The following is a 22003-nucleotide window of genomic DNA, read 5'->3' on the forward strand; positions in this document are numbered from 1 at the left end:
TTTCAATTATTTAATTCATTATTATGTGCGGAATTGCCGGATTTTGGAAGAACGATCAAAATGATATACATGCATTCAGGGATATACTAAAAGATATGTCTGCCCAACTGTATCACCGTGGCCCGGATGGTTATGGGTTCCATGTGGATGAAAGAGCGGGATTGGGAATGGGGCATGCGCGTTTGTCAATCATTGACTTGGAAACAGGGGAACAACCTTTGTTGAGTCATGATAAAGAACAAGTGCTTACCGTAAACGGAGAGTTTTATGATTATAAACGCATCCGTACGGCACTTCGCTTGGAGGGCTTTCAGTTCGCTTGTAAATCAGACAGTGAAATTGCTTTGCCTCTTTACAAAAAATACGGCTTGGATTTCGTAGAACATTTGCGAGGAGAATTTGCGATTTCTCTGTACGATCAGTCCAGGCAACGTCTGGTTTTGGTTAGAGACCGTTTCGGTATCAAGCCCTTGTTTTATCATATCAATAAAGGGAATGTGTACTACGGGTCGGAAATTAAGGCCTTGTTAGCACATCCGGATGTGCCCAGCTCCTTTGATAACAGAAGTATTTTGCATCAATTAATGCATACCACTGCACCGGGTACCAGTTTGTTTAAAGATATATATGCCGTAAAACCTGGGCATATGTTGATCCTGGAAAGACATGGGAACCAGTTGGATGTGAAAGAGCATTGCTATTGGGACATGGACTTTCCGGAAAAAGATGAACGCGAACACAAAAGTGAAGCACATTACATCCAATCGGTGCGCGAAGAATTGTCGGAGGCTGTTTTTCACCGTTTGGAAGCCGATGTACCTGTGGGTTGTTATTTGTCAGGAGGAATTGACAGTTGCTCCATGCTAGGTTTGGCCAGTGGGATGCAACAGTCTCCGGTAAAAGCTTTTACCATCAGTTTTGATCATAAAGCGTATGACGAGTCGGCCATTGCCAAAGAAATGGCTGATAGGGTGGGGGCCGATCAAGAGCAAATCAGCTTGAAAGCCGATGATTTGTATGGAGAAAGTTATATCAAAACCCTGTGGCATGCCGAAAGGGCATTTTACAACACCTTGGGGGTGGCCAAATATAAAATGAGTCAACGGGTCAATGAGTGCGGTTATCGCGTAGTCGTTACCGGGGAAGGTTCGGATGAACTGTTTGGTGGGTACCCGGCCTTTAAACGGGATATGTTGTTACACGGACACGAAGGAGCTTCTGCAGAAGAACTGGAGTCCTATCGCAAATTGATGGACGAAAGTAACAAACTGTTCAAGGGAGCGATCCTGGCCGAAAACCAAGTGAGTCACCCGGCATTGGAGGAAGTTTGCGGGTTTACACCTTCCTGGATTCAGCCTTGGATGCAAACCCTGGATATCGCCAGCCCTTTGTTGCACGATGATATTTTGGAGGATTTGAGAGGGTATGACCCGATTCAGGAGATTGCCACTTCTTTTGATACCCGTCAATTGAACAATCGGCATGTGCTGGACAAAGCGCAATACACCTGGATCAAAACCATGTTGGAATGTCAAATCCTGAATTGGGGAGGAGACCGGGTAGATATGGCCAACTCTATGGAATCGCGTCCGGCATTTTTAGATCATCACGTAGCCGAAGCCGCTAAGAAAATTCCACCGCATATGCGGATCAAAGGAAATGTGGAAAAGTGGGTGTTGCGGGAAGCAATGAAAAATGTGTTGCCTGAGACATTATATAAACGTGAGAAATTTGCCTTTATGGCGCCTCCGGGACACACCGAAAATAAGAAGAAAGCAGCGCTGGATTTGTTGCTGGATAGCTATTTGAACGAAGATAAAGTGAAAGAAATAGGGATTTTTGATCCGAAAAGGTTATCTTCGTTCATTAGAACATATAAAGCGGATACAGACCCGGTATCCCTTGTCCGAAAGGATGCTTTGATTAATCACTTATTGGGACTACATATCTTACATGATTTGTTTGTAAGTAAAGCCGCATCAATTATTGCTTAAGCCTTTTAACGGTTTAAGTACCTGACACGGGGATATAATTTTATTAACGAATACCTTTCCTGAAAGCCGTTTTCAAATGGCTGGAAACAGGAATGTATAGCATTTATAAAAGAAAAATGAAAAGAGTTTGGGGTGGTATGTTTACCCTAAACTCTCTTCGTATTTTTTTAGCCCTCCTTATTTATAAGGAGTGTTTTTGAAGTTTTGCACTTGTCAGCTTGTGTGGAAGAGTGAACTTAACGTATTGTATATCTATTAAATTTTTCTTTTAAATCATCAAATTATTGCCAATGATAGATTTTAAAGAACCGTATAAATATCGTTCTTATACCATTAACAATTTTAGAAAAATACCACAAGTCGAAAAACACCTCAGTGAAGAGGAAATGTTTGCGATTGAAGTGGTAGGAAATGTATTACCTTTTAAAGCGAATACTTATGTCGTTAACGAACTGATTGAGTGGGACAAAGTGCCGGACGACCCCATTTACCGCTTGACCTTTCCCCAAAAGGAAATGTTGGAGGAAGAGCATTTCAATCAAGTAGCGCACGCCTTAAAAACAGGGATGGCCAAGCCAGAACTTTCCGAATTGGTCAATGAAATCCGCAAATCCCTGAATCCGCATCCTGCCGGACAGATGGAACACAATGTACCGGAAATCGAAGGCACCAAGTTGACTGGTGTACAGCATAAATACAGGGAAACACTCTTGTTCTTTCCTAACCACGGACAGACTTGTCATGCCTATTGTACTTTCTGTTTTCGCTGGCCTCAGTTTGTCGGAATTGATGAATTGAAATTTGCTATGCGCGAAACGGACTTGCTGGTGAAATACCTCAAAGAACATAAAGAGGTGAGCGATGTATTGTTTACCGGAGGCGATCCGATGATCATGAACGTTAAGCGTTTGAGGGCATACATAGAACCTTTGTTGGAAGAAGGTTTGGAGCATATTCAAACAATCCGTATCGGGTCCAAAGCCTTGGGCTATTGGCCATACCGCTTTCTTACGGACAAAGATGCCGAAGAGGTGTTGGCATTGTTTGAGCAGATTGTGAAATCAGGGAAGCACTTGGCCTTTATGGGACATTTTAACCACCCTGCAGAACTGAAAACCCCGGCAGTACAGGAAGCCATCAAGCGGGTGTTGGCCACCGGAGCGCAAATCCGTACCCAATCTCCAATGATGCGCCATATCAATGACAAGGCGGAAGATTGGGCAACGATGTGGAGGCAACAAGTCCAACTAGGTTGTATTCCTTATTATACGTTTCTGGCGCGGGATACAGGCGCGCAAGATTACTTTGCCGTACCGTTGGTGAAAGCCTGGGAGATTTTCCGGAAAGCGTATCAGAGTGTAAGCGGGGTGTCGCGAACGGTTCGCGGGCCTAGTATGTCTGCTGCTCCGGGAAAAGTACAAGTATTGGGTGTGTCGGAAATCAACGGGGAAAAAGTGATGAGTTTACGCTTTTTACAAGGTAGAAATCCCAACTGGGTCCACCGTCCGTTTTTTGCCAAGTACAATGAAGAAGCGGTATGGCTAGATGACCTGGAACCGGCTTTTGAAAACGAATTTTTCTTTGAAAGAGAATTCAATGCCATGACGGGCGATAAAAGTCCGGATGTGATCCGGGAAGCGTTCTTCGAAGAAAGCTTTTAAGAAATATATCAACGAAATTCCGGAGGTATACCCGTCCGTAAAAAGGAAGTCTCAAAATACAGGGGCTTTCTTTTTTATTTATAGAGGTGACAAAGATGGATGAAATCCTGCATTTTGTCTATAAGGGTTCTGAAAAAGTAAAGGCATCATAAAAACAAAAGGCGGCCCATTTGGGCAGCCTTTCATTATGTTAAGATATTGCTTAATCATACTTTGATGCTGTTGGAAAGCTATCTTAAGCCAAACCAGCGTTTCGAAGATTTTTGTTTCTTATCTTCTTTTGGGGCTTTTTTTGGCGTTTCCGTCCCTTCTTGTTTCGGCTTGGGCAAAGATACGGTATCGTTTTCCTCTATATGAAGCTTCTTCTTGTCATTACACCGGGAAACATTGGCCTTGTAACTTCCAATGTCTTCATCGGAGGTCGAAGCCCTGATTGCCTTGCGGTATTCATTGATAGCCATTTCATAGTTTTCATTTAACTCATAGAGCTTTCCGTACTCATTGTAAATCATTGATTTGGGTACACTGCTCATTTTCAATGCATTGTCCAATAAGTAGCGCAACTGTTCAAATTGACCCAACTCATTGAGTAAATAGGCATAATTCAAATAGGTTGCGGGGTAGTTAGGAGCAAACTTGATAGCTAATTGAAAGTGTTTCTCTGCAAGGGCAAAATCTGAAAGGTGTCGGTGGTAAACCCATCCTAAGTGATTATGTGCTTTGCCATAATCAGGCTCCATACTTAAAATTTTTTCCAGCAGGTTTTTAGCTTCTATAATCTCTCCGTAGGATATTAATTGGTCTGCCTCCAGAAAGTACTGATCAATCAGTGTGCTCATGCGATTTCAGTTTTCATGTCTCTGTTTAAAATATCTGGTTACGAGGTGCCCCTCTGTGTAAGGGAATGTTGGGCTTTGCACAAAAAATCCCGATCTGCAAACTGATCGGGATTTTTTAAAAAAGTGACTAATTTCTTGCATGAATAGCGCTCCAACTCCTAAGGTCAATCCCATGTATCCTTCGGATGGTCGCTATATGTAGTAACGAAATTGAATACTGTATAGATTCGTTGAATTTTCTCATTTTGGTAGAACTACAAAACCCGAACTAAAACTAAAGAAATATCTGGGAGGTTTTTTACTCTTTCCCAGAGTAACTTGCTGGTAACTCAGGTGAGATATTTATGTAGTATTAATGTACAGTCCGTTTACATAAATAAATTAGGGCGCAATTTCATAAAAAAAATCCTCAATCACAAATTTCTGCAAGGATACTTTTTTGAGTCTGAAAATAATTATTCGTATAATTGGAAGTTTCAGAATAATTTGGAAATAAAAAAAGATAAAATCCGGACGGATCTGCTACAGAAAAGGCAAGGGAGGGTGTGTCGGTAAAAAAACACAGAGGGTATTGAAGGTTGTCCGAAACAATACCCTCTGTGAAATGCAAACAACTATGCGAAGCGCTTTCTGTTTTGGATCCACTGCTTCAGTAAGAAACAAACAAGACCAAGTAAAAGCATTAACAAAAGACCAGGCTCGCTCATGGCTTCTGGCTCTTCTCCCAAGTCAAAGAAACCACTGGAATTGAGCATTTGCTCTTGTTTTTTCTTTAGCATGGCTTTTTGTGCTTCGTTTTCTACTACGATAAAGGATGTTACAGGAGTCATAATTTGGGTATGAAAGCTGTTTTTGACCAAATTCAACCAGCTGTGTTGAAAGTTTTCTTGGTGAAAACAGTGGGAAAGCCATTGGGCATTCAACGCAAAGGCCGACTCCCAGGTTTTAGGGTGTAACTCCTCGGATTCTTCGATTTTGGGAGAGATATGAGGAATAATGCTAGCGCCTTTTAAAGGAAGAAATGCCTCCACTTGTCGGGTATTAGGCCAGGCGTATACTTCGACTTCAGGGTTAAAAGCGACTTTTTCTTCTAACGGAGCTGCGGGGGAAGTTAATAAAGAATGAGGAATGAGTTCGCCTGTCTTGCTTACTTCATAAAAGAAATCGCTTTCGGGAAAGGCCAGTTTATAATCTGAAAAATTGTGCTGAAGAATTGCGCCTTCCACCCAGTCGGAAAGCACAATGATTACCGGGTAAACGTCTTGCCTGAGATGATAAGATTTTACCAGTACTTCTTTGATAGCCCGTTCCAAATAAAACCCTCCTTCGCAAGCTTGTGTCCGGAAGTGTTCTTTCCAGGCTTTCGAATACGGATAGGTTTGGGTATACGCATTGGTAAAGGAAAATTTGCTGGTATTCTTATCCAGTATCCCTTTTTCAAAAAGTTGCTCTACCTTTTTAATATAAGAGGCGGACAGGCTTTGTTTACCCTGTGAACAGTCTACAATAAAGTGAAAATACGGTTTTCTTTTGACCCTTGGTAAGGTTTGCTTGGCTCTTTCCGAAAGGTAATACCCATGGGGCAATTTGACCGCTTGCGAAAGGGTTTGAGACAAATCGCCTAATATGAGTTCTTTTCCACCGATTTCCAATTTGAAAGGTTCTTTGTGAATCAACTCAAAGCCTGTTTTACGGACTTCGTCTATGGCAAAAGGAAATACTTTAAAAGCAATGCGCTTATTGGGTAAATAGTATAAGATCCCCGGGTCTTTACGGGTGCTTAAAATATTGTTATAAATCCATGTAGCGGTTTTCTTCTCTGCCAAGATTCCCGGCTCTTTTACATCATTCACCCAAAGGTAGTAGTCGCTGACCCAACAACCTTCCGGTAACTGGAAAGTCGTAGCGAATTCGGCCATCCATTGACCTGTAGTATTGGTAAGCTCCAAGTCTATTTGGCTGCGCCAGGTATTTTCACTACGGTCAAAAGCCGACTGTACTTGTATATTGCTGATCTCCACTGCTTGGGGCATATTCCCTGTGCTTGCCGTAAAATTTTCCTCATAAGGCGTTTCTCCTAAAAATACTTTTTCCAAATGGCTGAGCTTTTCATTGGATAAGGTGAGGTTGTCCAATACGAGCCATTGATAAAAGGGGGCCAAGAAGGGTGCGTGTGGAAACAGTGAGTGATGATAGAGAGTTGGGTTTTTGTGTTTTCTGATGGTTTTGAGTACTCGGTTCAGTGATTCCGGGTCTATTTTTTTTAGGTTTGGCGAAGTAAAATCCGGTTGGTATACATAGTGTAACGCTTCTTTTAAGGCGATTTTGTCTTGCCAATACGAATAGGTAATGGCTACAGGCAATGTGGCCAAACCCAATAATCCAAAAACATAAAGCAGAGGCTTCTTCAAAAAAGAAGATAAATAATGAAAATCTTCCGTCAAAGATTTGATATGAAGTAAAAACAAAAATAAAGGAGAGAGGAGTAAAAAGCCCAAACCCAAAAAGAGCACTGCGGGGATAGAGAGTGGTAAGAAAGGCAAAAATATGATGAAGAAATACAAGGTATAGCTAAAGGTAGCAGCTTTTGTGATAAACAAACCTATACGGCTAATTTTATGAGAAACCGGAGGGATACAAAGGACGGTCCCATTGAATACGGTGATGATATAAAAGATCGGGTGGCTAAAATCCCCAAAAAGCGTATTTCCGAAGCCTCTTATTCCTTCGGGAAGGTGCCCATTGTTCAATATTAATCCGGTTAATGGAAGTAATAAAGCAATAGGGACCTTCCAAAGCCATTGAGGGAATTCTTTTCTTTGCCTCTTTTTCATGGCTAAAAGATACACTCCTCTGGTCAGTGAAAAAATGAATAATACCGTCAAGGATATGACTACGATGATGATGGTATGAAAGGAAAGTTCAAAGTCCATGGGTACCAGTATCTGGAAAAAGAGATAGCAGGCAAAAGGACAAAGTAATCCCATTAAAAAAGATTGCCAAGCACTCTTGTTGCCGGGATTGGGAGTCAGGTGTACCACCAGTATGAGTAAGGCGTGAAATAAGGCAGGCATTGTCAGGAAGCCTAAATACAAGTACATGTCTTTAGCTAACATCCATTGAGGGATATTTATGGGTATCAGTAAAGATTCATATGTGAAGTAGAAATAGAAGAAGGTAATCGAAATTAAAAAGGTATAAAGAGCAAACCAGATTTGCACGACTTCTTTTCTGAGGATTTGTATAATGCTATAACTGAGATTGACAATGACCAAGGCAGAAAATGTCATACCAAATTGCCCCCAAAGTGTTAAGGATTCCGGAGTTAAAAGAGTATGGATGATCTGATAGGTTTCCCAATAAATAACAAACGTAACGACAAAGGGCAATGTATTGGTCAACAAAAGCCACTTAGGGTTCAATAAGGTTTTCATAAGGTTTCTTTTTTTACTAGCTGGTTGAAGAGTGCGGGTTAAACTGTTGGATAATCAAATGTTTTTTTATGCGATATAATGGTTTGAATGCCCAAGTGATAAGCAACAAGTACAGATAAATAAGTGAAAGCCCCTTGTGCCTGATGAAACCAACTACTGGCAATCCATGGCACTATTTCTTTTAGGTCCGTTAACCAAATGGCAGTAAGGATCCGGAGGGAGTTGGTAAAGAGCGTGAGTACATAGGCGCATAAAAGGGACAAGGCAAGGCCGAGGAGTTTTTTCTTTAAGTCATGTATATGGTTTGCTACGTTCCAGGCAGAAACACACAAAGCAATCACCCAAAAGTTAACCCCGGAGCAAGACTTGTTAATCAGGATATTGAGAGAAGAAAAATAGAAACCGGAGTCCGGGAGGTAAACGGAAAGCTGGCCGCTGTAGAGTTCTATCAATCCTGTTACAGGATAAAGAATGAAGAATAAATCCTTTTCCGTGCTGGAGATGTACCAATACTTGATGATAAAAACCATTCCTAAGGTGATGGACACCAGAATCAGGTGGTTGTAAAATGACTTTGAGGGCAAGATCGGTATTGGAAATTTCTGGAGTTTATATTTCATAGTATTTGTATTTAAAAAGTACTTTGAATTTCAAAGTAAGAGATTTTTCTTCATTTTCACAAACTCATTTCTGGCATTGATTCTCTCAAATGAAAAAAATTGTTTGGATAAACCTGTAATTTGATGAATACTTGAACGCAGCTTAATAGTGGAAAAGGATATTCCTAAAATGCTTTAATCACTATTCCGCTTTGTCTTTCTCTATTCAAGCTTATAATCATCATTATCGCTATTGCGAAACCATAGTTCGGATAAATCGAAGAGTAAAAAAGTTGTAGAATATTTAAAATTATATGAAGTTTCAGAATATTTTGAAATAAAAGAAAAATAGCTCAAGCAGAATTCAGTCAAAACTCAAATGGGGTGGAGGCTGGGGTTGGGTATAAGAGGAAAGGGTTTGAAATAAAAAAAGCGAATGAAGGTATTTCCCCCTTTCGCTTCTCCGTAGCAGAAAAAAATTACTGTTCTTTATTCATAGGCAGTAAGTGCATAAGAAAGAATGTTTGCACCCATTTTCAATGCCTTCTGCCGGACTTCTTCAGGATCGTTATAGATAATTTGGTCTTCCCAACCATTGCCCAAATCACATTCGTACGAATAAAAGCAAACAAGACGCCCTTCGTAGATAATTCCGAAACCTTGAGGGGCTTTGCCATCGTGTTCGTGTACTTTCGGAAGGCCACTAGGGAAATCGTATTTCTGATGAAAAATAGGATGGCTAAAGGGGAGCTCTACAAAATCCAGCTCCGGAAATACTTTTTTCATTTCCAGCCGGATAAATTTATCCAAGCCATAATTATCATCGATATGCAAAAAGCCCCCGGAAACCAAATAGTTTCGCAGGTTTTCGGCTTCCTGTTGGGAAAATACCACATTGCCATGGCCGGTCATATGTACAAAGGGATAGGCAAAGAGCTCTTTACTACCCACTTCGACAATTTCTTCCTCGGGAGCGATGTTCATACTCAAATGCTCATTGCAATAGTGAATCAGGTTAGGCAAAGAAGTTTTGTTTGCATACCAATCCCCACCACCATTGTACTTCAACCGGGCTATTTTAAAGGAGTGCTGTTGTGCGGCCAAAGGAGCGGCAAGGCTCATCCCCCACAAAAGTAAGCCTAAAGTCAGCCATTCAAGTTTTATCCATTGGTTCATGATCTATTCATTAGATGAGTTAAATTTAAGATATTGCAAGCCACGACTCCTGCGGTCTCTGTTCTCAGCCGGTTTTCTCCCAAACTTACAGTTTGAAAGCCCTGCGATTGAGCAAGTGCTACCTCTTGTTCTGAAAAACCTCCTTCCGGACCGATTAAAATACAATAATTTTCTTCTGCTTTCGCTTTTGTTGCCAAATGTGCTGTACTGTCCGTGGGGACATAAGCAATAAAGCGCTGTTCTTGCTGATCCTGCCGGGCTATTTCTTTCAAAAAGGTGTCATAGGGCATTACATCATGGATTTCGGGCAAATAAAAATTAATGGATTGTTTCATGGCAGCCACCGCTATTTTCTTAATCCGATCCAGGCGCATTTTGTTTCGCACCGAATGTTCGGAAATAAAAAAAGATAATTTATCGACTCCAATTTCCACACATTTTTCCACAAACCATTCGATCCTATCCATATTTTTTGTGGGAGATATCGCGATATGAATAGTATTGGAGCGTTTTCTTTCGATTTTTTCGCATTGTTCTATCGCAATCAGGCATCTTTTGGGGTGAGGCTCCTCGACAATGCCTTGGTAGCGGTAACCATTGCCGTCAATTAAAGTGATCGAATCTGACTTCTTTGCTTTCAATACTTTAATACAGTGGCGGGAATCTTCTTCGGCAAGTTGGATCTGTTGACTCTCCGGGGTAATGTCTTCACTATAAAACAATCTCATTGCTGGAAGTTGCTAAAGTTTCGTTGTTAGAAAGTTAATTATGCTAATGCGCTAAGTTTGTGGTAACTAAAAAGCCACTTCTCAAACACAAGGTATGCTTTTGAGAAATGGCTTGCATCCTTATTACTGGATGGCTTCAAATTCTATATGGATGGTCTCTCCTAAAGTAGCTGTGGTGCCATTATAATCAATCGTTATAGGCTTATCTGTTTTAAATGTATAAGGGATAACCATTTTGGTTTCCGTAAGGGTTTCTACGGTCAACTTTCCGTCAAATTCGGGTAGGTTATATTCTTCAAATATCCCATCAAATACCGTACTGCCAATTATGAGAATATTCTCATCGCTTTCATCCCATTTCCAAGTACCCGAAACCTGTTGAGGAGAATTTTCGCTGCATTTTTGAGTACCTTCGTCCACAAGCAATTTTCCATCGGCAAAAAACTCAAAGATATTATCACTTAAACAGACTCCCTCGCCAAAGGTTAAAACATTCAGATGGATTGTAATTCCCGAGGCACTCGCGGGAACATTCATTTTGGAAAGTTTCCATTTTTTGCTGTTTTCCCCCGCTAATACTTCCTCTTTTGATTTTGTCGTATCCGGGTCATCATCGTCTGTACATTGGCTAAAAAGCACAGCCAGGCTCAGTAAAAAAATCCAATTGAGTCTTTTGATCATAATTCGTTGTGGTTTTAATTTTTTAAACAAAACTAGTAGGCCAATTTAGAGATAAATTCTAATTTTAGAAAATCAGGGTACCATCGTTCCCTAAATTGAAGAATTTCAAGACGGGCAATCATTCCTTGATATACGATTTCCAACGACTGATAAACACACAATCCTATGCCTTTAATTCAACCCTTTAAGGCCTGGCGCTACCATGAAAAACATGCCGGGCAAATTGACCAGCTTACCTCTCCTTTGTTTGATGTGGTGTCAGAAGCGCAGCGCAAAAAACTATACGCCAATCCCTTGAATAGCATCCATATCTCCGTTCCTCAAGGTGTTGAGCCTGATAAAGCCGCCCGAAGAGTATTGCAACAATGGATACGGGAAGGAGATATCGTACAAGACCGGAAAGACGCTATTTATGTGTATTACCAATATTTTTATTTGCCTAATGATCCGAAACGTTATTGCCGGAAAGGCTTTATCTGTATGGCACATTTAGCCGCCGGAGAAAACGATATTCTGATTCATGAGAATGTAATGCCTCATGCCGTAAATGACCGGGTTTCATTATTGAGAGAAACAGCTTTTAATGTAAGCCCCACCCACGGGCTGTATTCCGATATGGCTTTTGAATTGGAACCTTATATGGACCAGGCCATTCGAACGCCTTTATATAAAACCGAAGATTATCAGGGAGTGCAAGATGTGTTAGGAATAATAGAAGATCCGGAGGTAATTAAACAGTTTGTCCGGAAAATGCGAGGACAAAGGCTGATCCTTGCCGATGGGCATCATCGCTATGCGGGTTCTTTGGCTTATCAAAAGGAAAGAATAAAAAGTAATCCTCACCATACAGGAAAGGAACCCTATAATTATCATTTGATTTACCTGACCAATACGGAAGCAAAAGACCTCCGGATTTTGCCTACCCATCGATTATTAAAAGGCTGGCCGGAATTTCACCCTGAAGTTTTTCTGGAATGTTTACAACAATACTTTAAAGTGAAAGAAGTAGATACTCCACTTCAATTGAACGAGCTTATCTCCGGGAAACCCTGGCATTTTGGTCTGTTATTAAAAGATAGGGCCTTTTACATGAGTTTGAAACCCGAGTGTTTTGAACAGTTGTCCTGGCACTTTCCCGATCAAGTAAAAGCGATGGATTTGACCGTGTTGCATTTTTTTGTGTTTGAGAAATGTTTAGGGATCAAAGGAAAGTACCAAACCCAGAGTCAGAATATCTTTTTTGAAAGAAATTATACGGAATGTGCCTTGGCTGTAGTACAAGGGAATGCCCAAGCGGCCTTTATTACCAATGAAATTTCCATAGAACAAGTAAAGGATATTTGTTACAGCGGCTATACCATGCCTCAAAAATCCACTTATTTCTACCCTAAGGTAATTTGTGGGTTCTTATTTGCGGATGTAAAAGATTGAGGGGAAGCCTTTGTATATTTGCCTTGTCAGGCAGTGCCGGTTAGCAGGTTTCCACTTTCAGAGACTTGGTAACCTCCTCTGCCTCAAAACCCTTACATTCATAATCTCTTAAAATTAAGGTAGCTATTGGATGATAATGGGAAACTTCATAAATTTGCGCTCCAAAATACGGAAAGCTGTGTTTGATATCAGAGAATTTTCGATTAATATTCGCAACCTTAGTAATAAGGTTCACGCTTTTGATTTTGAAATTGGCAAAGCATTTTTTGACCATTTTCAATCGGACTTGTTACAGAACGGCAACTGTACGGCCCATGTGTCAATCAACAAGACAGAAACCATGATGATCCTGAACTTTGAGATCAAGGGTATGATTGAGCTGACTTGTGACCGCAGCCTGGAGTTGTTTGATTACCCTGTTGAGATACGGGAAGCAATCTATATCAAGTTCGGAGAGCATTATGAGGAGCAAGCGGAAGATATGTTGATCATTCCTGCCGGGCAAATTTCCATAGAGTTGAGCCAATATATTTACGAATTTTTGAGCTTGGCCATCCCCAGCAAGAAATTGCATCCGAAATTCGAAGAGTCAGCAGAGGAAACGTTTACCTATAGTGTAAGCACTGAATCCGAAGAGCAGCAAGATATCGAGGAAAACACAAATGAAAATAAAGAGGTGGACCCGCGATGGGAAAAACTTCGAAACCTTAAATTTTAGGAATATTTTAAAATAGTAAGACAATGGCGCATCCTAAACGAAAAATATCGAAACAGAGGAGAGACAAAAGAAGAACACACCAAAAGTTGAAAAAGCCTACTATTGCTATTTGCCCTACTACCGGTGAGGCGCATCTGTATCACAGAGCTCACTGGCACGAAGGTAAATTGTACTACAAAGGACAAGTAGTAATGGAAAAAGAAGTAGCTGTATAAGCGAAGCCGGTATTAATTATTGCAAGTGGAGAGGCGTTAAAGCTTCTCCTTTTTTATTATAAAATAAGGAAGGGTTATCTTTCTTTGGGTAGGTGATAGCCGTTTTGTACGTATTTAAACCATACCCTTACCTGTACAAGAGGCTGGAGTAGCACCGCCTTTACAGTATACAGGAGCAAGTTTAAACATGCAATTAACAAACCAAGTCATTATTTTTGTTAATTGCACGCGAGTTTATACCTTGCACGTGCATGACCAAATAAATTATTTGACTAATGACGAAGATGAGAGCAGCAATTACAGGAGTAGCGGGGTATGTACCCTCCTATGTCCTTACCAATGACGAGTTAGCTACCATGGTGGATACCAATGACGAATGGATTACAGAGCGTACAGGTATCAAAGAAAGGAGAATTCTGAAAGGGGAGGAAAAAGGGACCTCGATTCTAGGGATTGAGGCTACGAAAAGGCTGTTGGAAAAGACCAATACTTCTCCGGAAGAGGTCGATTTGTTGATTTGTTGTACTGTAACGGGAGATATGCCTTTTCCTGCTACTGCTAACATTATCTCGGCTGAAGTAGGGATTAAAAATGCCTTTAGTTATGACTTGAATGCTGCCTGCTCGGGTTTTTTGTATGGTTTGGTAACCGGGGCTCAATTTGTACAGTCCGGAACATATAAAAAAGTGATTGTGGTGGGTGCCGATAAAATGTCAAGCATTGTAGATTATCAAGATCGCACCACTTGTATATTGTTTGGCGATGGTGCCGGGGCTGTCATGTTAGAACCAACGGAAGGGGAAAACGGAATCATGGACTTTTATTTACGGTCTGACGGTGCCGGAGAACCTTATTTGAATATGCCTGCAGGAGGGAGTCGAAAACCCGCATCTCACCAGACGGTTGAAAACCGGGAGCATTATGCAAAACAGGATGGGCGTACGGTGTTTAAATTTGCCGTAACGCATATGGCGGAGGCCGCAGCAAAAGTAATGGAGGAAAATAAGCTGACAGGAGACGATATTGCCTTTTTGGTACCCCATCAAGCCAATAAACGGATCATTGATGCAACCGCCAGGCGTATGGACATCGGAGATGAAAAAGTAATGCTGAATATTCAAAGATATGGTAATACTACCTCAGGCACAATCCCATTGTGTCTGGTGGATTATGAAAACCAACTTAAAAAGGGAGACAACCTGATTCTGGCCGCCTTTGGCGGAGGCTTTACTTGGGGGGCGGTTTATGTGAAATGGGCCATCGGAGACGAGAAGTAACCACTTAGCGCTCCGGGTTGATTTGCTACCACTGATGAATTAAATAACCAACAAAAATTCTTATAAATTTAGACGAGAATGGCAACTACTGCTGATTTTAGAAACGGTCTGTGTATCGAATACAACCACGATATTTTCCAGATTGTTGAATTTCAACATGTAAAACCAGGAAAAGGACCTGCTTTTGTCCGTACAAAACTAAAAAGTGTCACTACAGGTAAAGTTATTGAGAACACTTTTACAGCCGGACATAAGGTGACCACCGCTCGCATTGAGCGAAGAGCACACCAATTCTTATTTAAGGACGACTTGGGTTACCACTTTATGGACAGTAACAACTTTGAACAAGTCGCTGTCGAAGAAAAATTAGTGGAAAATGCCGACCTGATGAAAGACGGGCAAGAAGTGGAAATTGTTTACCACGCCGAGCAAGAAACCATTATGGGAGTGGAACTGCCACAATTTGTTGAATTGCAGGTGACCTATACAGAACCGGGTTTGAAAGGGGATACGGCTACCAATGCTTCCAAACCGGCAACCCTCGAAACCGGTGCGGAAATTCAGGTACCCCTGTTCATCGACAACGAAGAGCTGATTCGTGTGGACACCCGTACCCGTTCTTACTCTGAAAGAGTAAAATAAAAATTACCCATAACTTAAATTTCTTTTTACTGGGGCAGATAACACTGATCAACTTAACATTTGTAACTCCCTCAGTTTAGATGAAGAGCTTCCGGTAAATGCTTTACACCGTCGGAAGAGTTATCTTAATCGAAATATAACATTTAAATCGGACATGAAAGCAAAAGACATAAGAGAGCTTATTAATTTCATTGCAAGTTCAGGCTTAGAAGAAGTTAATATTGAAACAGAGGAAATTAAATTGCATGTAAAGAAAACCGCCGAAGCTGCAATTAACAAAGTAGTGGATTCTCAGGCAATCATTCCTCAGCAAGTCCCTGTACAACCCGTAGTGCAGCAGCCCGCACAACAACCTCAAGTTGTGGCTGAGCAAGCCCCGGCAAGTAACAATACTGCCGCTCAGGAGGAATCTGACAAATACATTACGATCAAGTCGCCTATGATCGGTACTTTCTACAGCTCGGCCAATCCCGAAGCGGACGCTTTTGCCCAAGTAGGAGATACGATCAACAAAGGACAGGTTGTATGTATCATCGAAGCCATGAAGTTGTTCAATGAGATTGAGTCGGAAATTTCCGGTAAAGTCGTAAAAGTATTGGTGGAAAATTCTTCTCCGGTAGAATACGATCAACCCTTATTCTTAGTAGATCCTTCTTAAAGAAAGGGTCGGAAGAGATAGTATAAAACTTCGTGGAAATTAATAACTACTGAAAGCTGTGTTTAAGAAAATATTAATTGCCAATAGAGGAGAAATTGCGTTAAGAGTTATCCGGACCTGCAAAGAGATGGGAATTAAAACGGTGGCTGTGTACTCTAAGGCCGACATCGATAGTTTGCATGTGCGCTTTGCCGATGAAGCCGTGTGTATCGGGCCTGCCGCCAGTGCCGAATCCTATCTGAACATTCCTAATATCATTGCAGCTGCAGAGATTACCAATGCAGATGCCATTCATCCGGGATATGGATTTTTGGCGGAAAATTCGAAATTCTCAGCGATCTGCTCCGAGTACAATATCAAATTTATCGGTCCTTCTGCCCAGATGATCGAATCAATGGGTGACAAGGCCACGGCAAAAGCCACTATGAAAAAAGCGGGGGTGCCCTTGATCCCGGGTTCGGAAGGCTTGTTATCTTCCGTGGAAGAAGGAAAAGGAGTAGCCAAAGAAATGGGATATCCGGTGATCCTGAAAGCGACTGCCGGAGGAGGTGGTAAAGGGATGCGGATTATCCGGAAAGAAGCTGAGTTTGAAAAAGCTTGGGACAGTGCCCGTCAGGAAGCCGGGGCGGCCTTTGGTAACGATGGGGTATATCTGGAAAAATACATTGAAGAACCTCGCCACATCGAAATTCAAATCATTGCCGATCAATACGGTAATGTATGCCACCTTTCCGAAAGGGATTGTTCTATCCAACGTAGACATCAAAAGTTGGTAGAAGAGACTCCTTCTCCTTTTATGACCCCTGAGCTCAGAGATAAAATGGGAGAAGCCGCCGTAGCCGGAGCAAAAGCCATCGGTTATGAAGGTGCCGGAACGGTGGAATTCTTGGTAGACAAACACCGGAATTTCTACTTTATGGAAATGAACACCCGGATCCAAGTAGAGCACCCGGTAACCGAGCAAGTCATCGACTACGATTTGATTAAAGAGCAAATCAAAGTGGCTGCGGGAATCAAAGTTTCCGGAAAGCATTATTACCCGAAACAATACTCTATGGAATGCCGGATCAATGCGGAGGACCCTGAAAAGGATTTCCGCCCTTCGCCGGGAGCCATTACCAACTTGCATATGCCGGGAGGTCCCGGGGTTCGTATTGACAGCCATGTGTATGCCGGGTATACCATTCCCCCGAACTACGATTCGATGATTGCGAAAATCATTGTAACCGCCCAGTCGCGTGAGGAAGTGGTGGTGAGAATGAAACGGGCACTCGAAGAGTTTGTGATTGAAGGAATCAAAACGACTATTCCTTTCCATTTGAAACTGATGGATAACGAACAATTCAAATCCGGTGATTTCAACACAAAATTTTTGGAAGATACTTCTTACAAAGACTTATAAGTAAATTATACATAATGCATTAAATCCCGGTAATGTTCGACATTGCCGGGATTTTTGTTTTGATACATTAACGATAAATAGAATGAAGGAGCGATTGGTTGCCGGAGAATAATTCAGTATTTTTATAGAGAGCACAAAGCTTCTGAACCACTTACCAATAATCCTCCTTTACATTCATCTTTCTCTTTTTAATTCAAAAAAATGGAAGTAAAAAAAGAGTATAGCAATGGGGAAGTGACGATTGTGTGGAAACCCAAGGTTTGTATGCATTCGGGGATTTGTGTACACGGACTTCCCAATGTTTTTGACCCTGACGGAAAACCCTGGATCAATGTAAAAGGAGCCGGTACCGAAGAGATGATCGCACAGGTAAAGCAATGCCCTTCGGGAGCATTGAGTTATTATATGAATCAAGAAGAAGGTACCTCAAAAGCAACTCAAAAGGTTGAAATGACGAAGATTCTTGTTGCGGAAAATGGCCCCTTGATTGTGCAGGGCACTATTAAAGTAGTACATAAAGACGGTACGGAGGAACAAAAAAGCAAGTCCACCGCTTTTTGTCGCTGTGGTTCGTCTCAAAACAAACCCTTCTGCGATGGCTCGCATAAAAAAGTGGCATTTAAAGGATAGAGGATTTGAAAACCTAGCAGGTTTCCGAAACCTGCTAGGTTTTTATCTCATTTAAGTTTTTGTTACGTAATTTCCGCAGCAACCCTTTTTATCTTATGCAATACGTTGGAATAGATATAAATCTGCCGTTTTGGTGTAGCCGATTCCTTTACCGGAGATGATTAAGTCATTGATAGAAACAGGTTGTTTTTGGGGAATAAAATATTGATGTAGATTGGTCTCTAAAATACTACTTTTCCGGTTTGGGTCTATAGTTGCTATCAGAGCATAATCTTTGTCAAGGTATGCAACACCTGCATCGGCATGACTATTATTGACAAGAAGCAGGCCTCCTACTCTAAGGTATTGTTTACATGGTTGAGAGATAATTCCCGCATAGTGGGATATCAAAAGATCAATTTTGTTTTCTGCAAGTGGAAGGGGAGCTTGGTAATTCTGTCCCAAAAACTCAATTGTTGGTTCCTCTGTATAATCTTTCTTTGCTTCAATGATTCTTTTTACCTGATCCAAATTATTGAAGAATCTTTTGGCATTTTTATCATTATCTACGAATACTACATGAGGGAAAATAAATGCCGGTGTGATGTGTACAAAACTTCCGGGGTATAAAACATCCTGAATTTGATATTTTTCTCTCAACGCAAGAAATACTTCCGCTCTGTCAAAATTTCTTTCAGTGTAATACCTGTTGTATAGGTCAATTCGATCAGACATTTTTTTCATTGTCTTTTGTGATTAATGCATTACTACTTTCTATTCTCGCCTTTCTTATTAGCTTCGTAAAGCTGTAACAAAAAGCCGTAAAAGACAATACCAATACTGGTATCCCGGTCAACTCTGACCATTGTGAATACACGGATACAAAGCCCCGGTACCTGCATCTAGCCGAACAACCTGCCTGGGGCGATATTGTGCCAAGCGACTGTTTCTTTCACAACTGGTGCATTAAAATGATTCATTTTTTCCTCTGCGATTTGGGCTGAAGTAGCTGCTGATTATTCTCCGGTATGCCGGACCACCGAAAGTCGGACCACAAAAACATCATTCTAAGAATCCTACACCGAAAAATTTTATCAACAAAAGGACGAGCCCATCATGATTCGACCTTATCCTATTGCTAAATAGCTGGCCTGCTTTTCTTTAAGATGTGTTTGAGTTCGTAAATCTTCTATTCTGGTTTCCAATGCCATCCTAAAGCCTTCACACAAACCCGACTGACTTTATTTGAATCCCGGAAGGCAAGTTGTCAACGACACAAGGGTAGGGGTTGTCCTTTCCGGAGTAGAAAGCGAATAGCCCTATAAGATTCAGGATGCTAAAACTCTATTTTTTCACTGGTTTTTATTTTTAACTTCATTGTGTATCAAATACACAATGAAGCATGTTTTTATTGTGTATTTGATACACAATGAAGTTTTATAACTTTATGAATCAATCACTTACGGATTTTTCGACCTGAACTCGAGTACGACTGTATAAAAGAAGTTTGGAGAATGGAGGAGTTCGGTTTTATCTTTCAGGGCCATTATGTATTAAATGCCTATGGAAAACATCAAAGTACCCGAAGAGTTTAAAGTTTTAATTTCCAATAGAGATAAGCGATATGTCCGGCAATGTTCTATCGACTGTGTGGTGTTTGGCTTTGCTCAAAACCAAATGAAAGTCTTGTTGGTACAATGGAAATACTTAGATAAGTGGACGCTTCCGGGTGGTTTTATTCATCAAGACGAGCCGATTGATCAAGCGGCAAATAGAATTTTAAAAGAGCGGACCGGGCTTGAAAAATTGTACCTGAAACAGTTTGCTACTTTTGGGGATCCGCACCGTAGCAGAAGCAAGGATATGCAGCAAATGTTGGATGCGATGGGAATTTTTTTACCGGAAGACAACTGGTTGTTTGAACGCTTTATTTCGATAGGTTACCTGGCCCTGGTCAACTTCGACCGGGTGACCCCCAATACGGATTTGTTATCATCCGTTTGTGGTTGGCATAACCTATCGGAGATTCCGGATTTGATGTTTGATCATACCCATATTATCCAAACCGCTTTGGGTACACTTCGCAAGCAATTGTATACGGAGCCGGTCGGCAAGTATTTACTGCCTGAGAAATTTACAATGCCGGAATTACAAAAGCTGTACGAAACCATATTGGGAGAGCCATTGGACAGAAGGAATTTTGCCAAGAAAATATCGAGTATGAGCAGTGTAAAAAGGCTCAAAGAAAGAAAATCGGGTGGGGCACATCGCGCTCCTTATTTGTATACATTTATCTAATTCATAGATTAAATATAAAAACTGTGACAGAAGGACTGATTGTACTAACGGTTGCCATATTCTTATTTTTTTGCTGGAAGTGGGTTTTTGCTTCTAAGAAAGAGACCTTGTCTGTTCTCACTCCAACCCCGGAGGAATGGAAGCAAATCCTGCAAGAGGAGGTGGCGTTTTACCAACAACTTTCTCAAAAGAACAAAAAGCAATTTGAAAACGATGTTATGGAGTTTCTCCATGATGTACAAGTGGTTGGGGTGGATACGGAAGTAGAAGATTTGGACTTGATGTTGGTTGCTTCGAGTGCGGTAATTCCGATGTTTGCCTTTCCAAAATGGAAATACCGCGATCTTAAAGAAGTATTGCTTTATTCCAATAGTTTCAACCGGAATTTTGAAACCGATGGGGACGAACGTACCATTGCCGGTATGGTTGGCAATGGTTATATGCGAAATTCTTTATTGCTTTCCAAAAGGTCGCTCCGGGAAGGTTTCCGGAATAAAACATCCAAGAACAATGTAGGCATTCATGAATTTATCCACCTGATCGACCGGGAGGATGGATCGGTAGACGGGATTCCCGAAATACTTTTACAACATCAATATGTATTGCCTTGGGTAGAACATATCCGTCAGGGTATTACCGCGATTGTAGCCAGTGAATCGGATATCAATCCCTATGGCGCTACGAATACCGCTGAGTTCTTTTCCGTTGCCAGTGAGTATTTCTTCAAGCGCCCTAAGCTTTTCCGCAAAAAGCACCCGGAACTCTATCGGTTGATGAAACTGGCTTTCCAGCAAAACCCGGCCGTTCAAACCCATCAAAGTAAATCCGCTTAATTACATATATTCTCTATGGAAAAGTTACTAATTGCGGAGCATATGCCATGGGTTAAGGTATATGATTATTTTATTACAAAATACTGTCAACCAATAGGTTATAAAAATAATTGTGATAACGGAAAATAAGCCAAGAGTAGGGGAGAAAAAGCATTTTTTAACTGCAAACAGAATAAGCATTTGCCGTAAAAATATCCCACTAAATGATTTCTATTCCTGATTATTTTTAGTATCTTCTATGAATAAATCCTAAAGTGCACATCGTGAAGCAACCTGCTGATAATCAGTGTGAAGTTATTTATTTTGATCCAATATAATTATGAGACATTACGAAACCTTATCATCGGCAATCAATGATTTGAGAACCCGGGGGTATATCCATGATTTTGTGATTCGAAACGATGGGATGGAATGTGTGGATGAACATAGAAAGTTGGATGTGGAAAAGATGGATGTGGATGAGATGTATCGTTTTGAAGGTATGTCCAATCCCGATGACAATTCAGTTTTGTATGCGATCACTTCCAAGGAAGGTTACAAGGGAGTGTTGGTCGATGCCTTTGGCATGTATTCTGAAAACATAGCTCCGGAAATGATCAAGTTGATGAAAATGCATTACGAATCTTTTACCTGATTTCAAATACGTTTACTCTCTCCACTTTTCAAAAAAAGACTGTCTCGTTTGCACAGTCTTTTTTATTTATAATAGCACTGTAGAAAATATATATTCGCCATCGTTTGATTGGATAGGGAAGTTTTGCTGTAACTCTATTTAACATAACATAAATTATATAACAAAATAAACTTT

At 41.0% G+C, this 22003-nt stretch carries 20 protein-coding genes; 13 read left to right on the top strand and 7 right to left on the bottom strand.

All coding sequences use genetic code 11. The annotated features are described in order from the left end of the window. The first annotated feature begins 23 nt into the window (after positions 1-23). Positions 24-1994, top strand: a complete 1971-nt coding sequence (gene asnB / locus AAG747_RS04305) for an asparagine synthase (glutamine-hydrolyzing) (protein ID WP_346819902.1) — start codon at positions 24-26, stop codon at positions 1992-1994. A gap of 290 nt (positions 1995-2284) precedes the next feature. Further along, positions 2285-3655: a KamA family radical SAM protein gene (locus AAG747_RS04310; protein WP_346819903.1), complete on the top strand. Its 1371-nt coding sequence runs from the start codon at positions 2285-2287 to the stop codon at positions 3653-3655. A gap of 230 nt (positions 3656-3885) precedes the next feature. Here AAG747_RS04310 and AAG747_RS04315 read toward each other — a convergent pair whose 3' ends face one another. The 6 genes from AAG747_RS04315 to AAG747_RS04340 all read right to left on the bottom strand — a co-directional run bounded on the left by AAG747_RS04315 (position 3886) and on the right by AAG747_RS04340 (position 11112). Then, a complete protein-coding gene (locus AAG747_RS04315; protein ID WP_346819904.1) occupies positions 3886-4494 on the bottom strand; it encodes a tetratricopeptide repeat protein in 609 nt (202 codons plus the stop codon). A gap of 614 nt (positions 4495-5108) precedes the next feature. Continuing rightward, the gene (locus AAG747_RS04320) at positions 5109-7928 is read right to left on the bottom strand and encodes an MSEP-CTERM sorting domain-containing protein (RefSeq protein ID WP_346819905.1); all 2820 of its coding nucleotides are present in this window, start codon (positions 7926-7928) and stop codon (positions 5109-5111) included. Positions 7929-7966: 38 nt separating this feature from the next. After that, positions 7967-8548 carry an exosortase K gene (xrtK, locus tag AAG747_RS04325; protein ID WP_346819906.1) on the bottom strand — a complete coding sequence of 194 codons (582 nt, stop codon included), beginning with the start codon at positions 8546-8548 and terminating at the stop codon, positions 7967-7969. A 468-nt stretch (positions 8549-9016) separates the two neighbouring features. Next, on the bottom strand, positions 9017-9649 hold the full coding sequence (locus tag AAG747_RS04330) for a DUF4159 domain-containing protein (protein ID WP_346820184.1): 633 nt from the start codon (positions 9647-9649) through the stop codon (positions 9017-9019). Positions 9650-9699: 50 nt separating this feature from the next. After that, a complete protein-coding gene (locus tag AAG747_RS04335; protein WP_346819907.1) occupies positions 9700-10431 on the bottom strand; it encodes a 16S rRNA (uracil(1498)-N(3))-methyltransferase in 732 nt (243 codons plus the stop codon). 123 nt (positions 10432-10554) lie between these two features. Then, positions 10555-11112 carry a hypothetical protein gene (locus AAG747_RS04340; protein ID WP_346819908.1) on the bottom strand — a complete coding sequence of 186 codons (558 nt, stop codon included), beginning with the start codon at positions 11110-11112 and terminating at the stop codon, positions 10555-10557. Positions 11113-11277: 165 nt separating this feature from the next. Between AAG747_RS04340 and AAG747_RS04345 the strand changes: the two genes are divergently transcribed. The 8 genes from AAG747_RS04345 (at position 11278) to AAG747_RS04380 (ending at position 18085) form a co-directional block, all read left to right on the top strand. Next, a complete protein-coding gene (locus AAG747_RS04345) occupies positions 11278-12543 on the top strand; it encodes a DUF1015 domain-containing protein (protein WP_346819909.1) in 1266 nt (421 codons plus the stop codon). 136 nt (positions 12544-12679) lie between these two features. Further along, complete coding sequence (locus AAG747_RS04350; RefSeq protein ID WP_346819910.1) at positions 12680-13261, top strand: YceD family protein; 582 nt, start codon at positions 12680-12682, stop codon at positions 13259-13261. A gap of 23 nt (positions 13262-13284) precedes the next feature. Continuing rightward, on the top strand, positions 13285-13476 hold the full coding sequence (gene rpmF / locus AAG747_RS04355) for a 50S ribosomal protein L32 (protein ID WP_346819911.1): 192 nt from the start codon (positions 13285-13287) through the stop codon (positions 13474-13476). A gap of 275 nt (positions 13477-13751) precedes the next feature. Next, positions 13752-14753 carry a beta-ketoacyl-ACP synthase III gene (locus AAG747_RS04360; RefSeq protein ID WP_346819912.1) on the top strand — a complete coding sequence of 334 codons (1002 nt, stop codon included), beginning with the start codon at positions 13752-13754 and terminating at the stop codon, positions 14751-14753. A 78-nt stretch (positions 14754-14831) separates the two neighbouring features. Beyond that, on the top strand, positions 14832-15395 hold the full coding sequence (gene efp, locus AAG747_RS04365; RefSeq protein WP_346819913.1) for an elongation factor P: 564 nt from the start codon (positions 14832-14834) through the stop codon (positions 15393-15395). A 154-nt stretch (positions 15396-15549) separates the two neighbouring features. Continuing rightward, complete coding sequence (accB, locus tag AAG747_RS04370; protein WP_346819914.1) at positions 15550-16053, top strand: acetyl-CoA carboxylase biotin carboxyl carrier protein; 504 nt, start codon at positions 15550-15552, stop codon at positions 16051-16053. A gap of 58 nt (positions 16054-16111) precedes the next feature. Then, complete coding sequence (gene accC, locus AAG747_RS04375; protein WP_346819915.1) at positions 16112-17455, top strand: acetyl-CoA carboxylase biotin carboxylase subunit; 1344 nt, start codon at positions 16112-16114, stop codon at positions 17453-17455. Between the two features lie 201 nt (positions 17456-17656). Next, positions 17657-18085 (top strand): (4Fe-4S)-binding protein, encoded by a 429-nt coding sequence (locus AAG747_RS04380; protein WP_346819916.1) that lies wholly within the window; start codon positions 17657-17659, stop codon positions 18083-18085. Positions 18086-18178: 93 nt separating this feature from the next. Here AAG747_RS04380 and AAG747_RS04385 read toward each other — a convergent pair whose 3' ends face one another. Next, the gene (locus tag AAG747_RS04385; RefSeq protein WP_346819917.1) at positions 18179-18808 is read right to left on the bottom strand and encodes a hypothetical protein; all 630 of its coding nucleotides are present in this window, start codon (positions 18806-18808) and stop codon (positions 18179-18181) included. Between the two features lie 819 nt (positions 18809-19627). Between AAG747_RS04385 and AAG747_RS04390 the strand changes: the two genes are divergently transcribed. The 3 genes from AAG747_RS04390 to AAG747_RS04400 all read left to right on the top strand — a co-directional run bounded on the left by AAG747_RS04390 (position 19628) and on the right by AAG747_RS04400 (position 21829). After that, entirely contained in the window at positions 19628-20362 is a 735-nt protein-coding gene (locus AAG747_RS04390) for an NUDIX hydrolase (RefSeq protein ID WP_346819918.1), read from the top strand. Positions 20363-20385: 23 nt separating this feature from the next. Beyond that, complete coding sequence (locus AAG747_RS04395) at positions 20386-21195, top strand: M90 family metallopeptidase (RefSeq protein WP_346819919.1); 810 nt, start codon at positions 20386-20388, stop codon at positions 21193-21195. 319 nt (positions 21196-21514) lie between these two features. After that, positions 21515-21829, top strand: a complete 315-nt coding sequence (locus AAG747_RS04400; RefSeq protein WP_346819920.1) for a phosphoribosylpyrophosphate synthetase — start codon at positions 21515-21517, stop codon at positions 21827-21829. The last annotated feature ends 174 nt before the right edge of the window (positions 21830-22003 follow it).

Origin of the sequence: Rapidithrix thailandica, assembly GCF_039710355.1 — a bacterium.
GTDB lineage: Bacteria > Bacteroidota > Bacteroidia > Cytophagales > Flammeovirgaceae > Rapidithrix > Rapidithrix thailandica.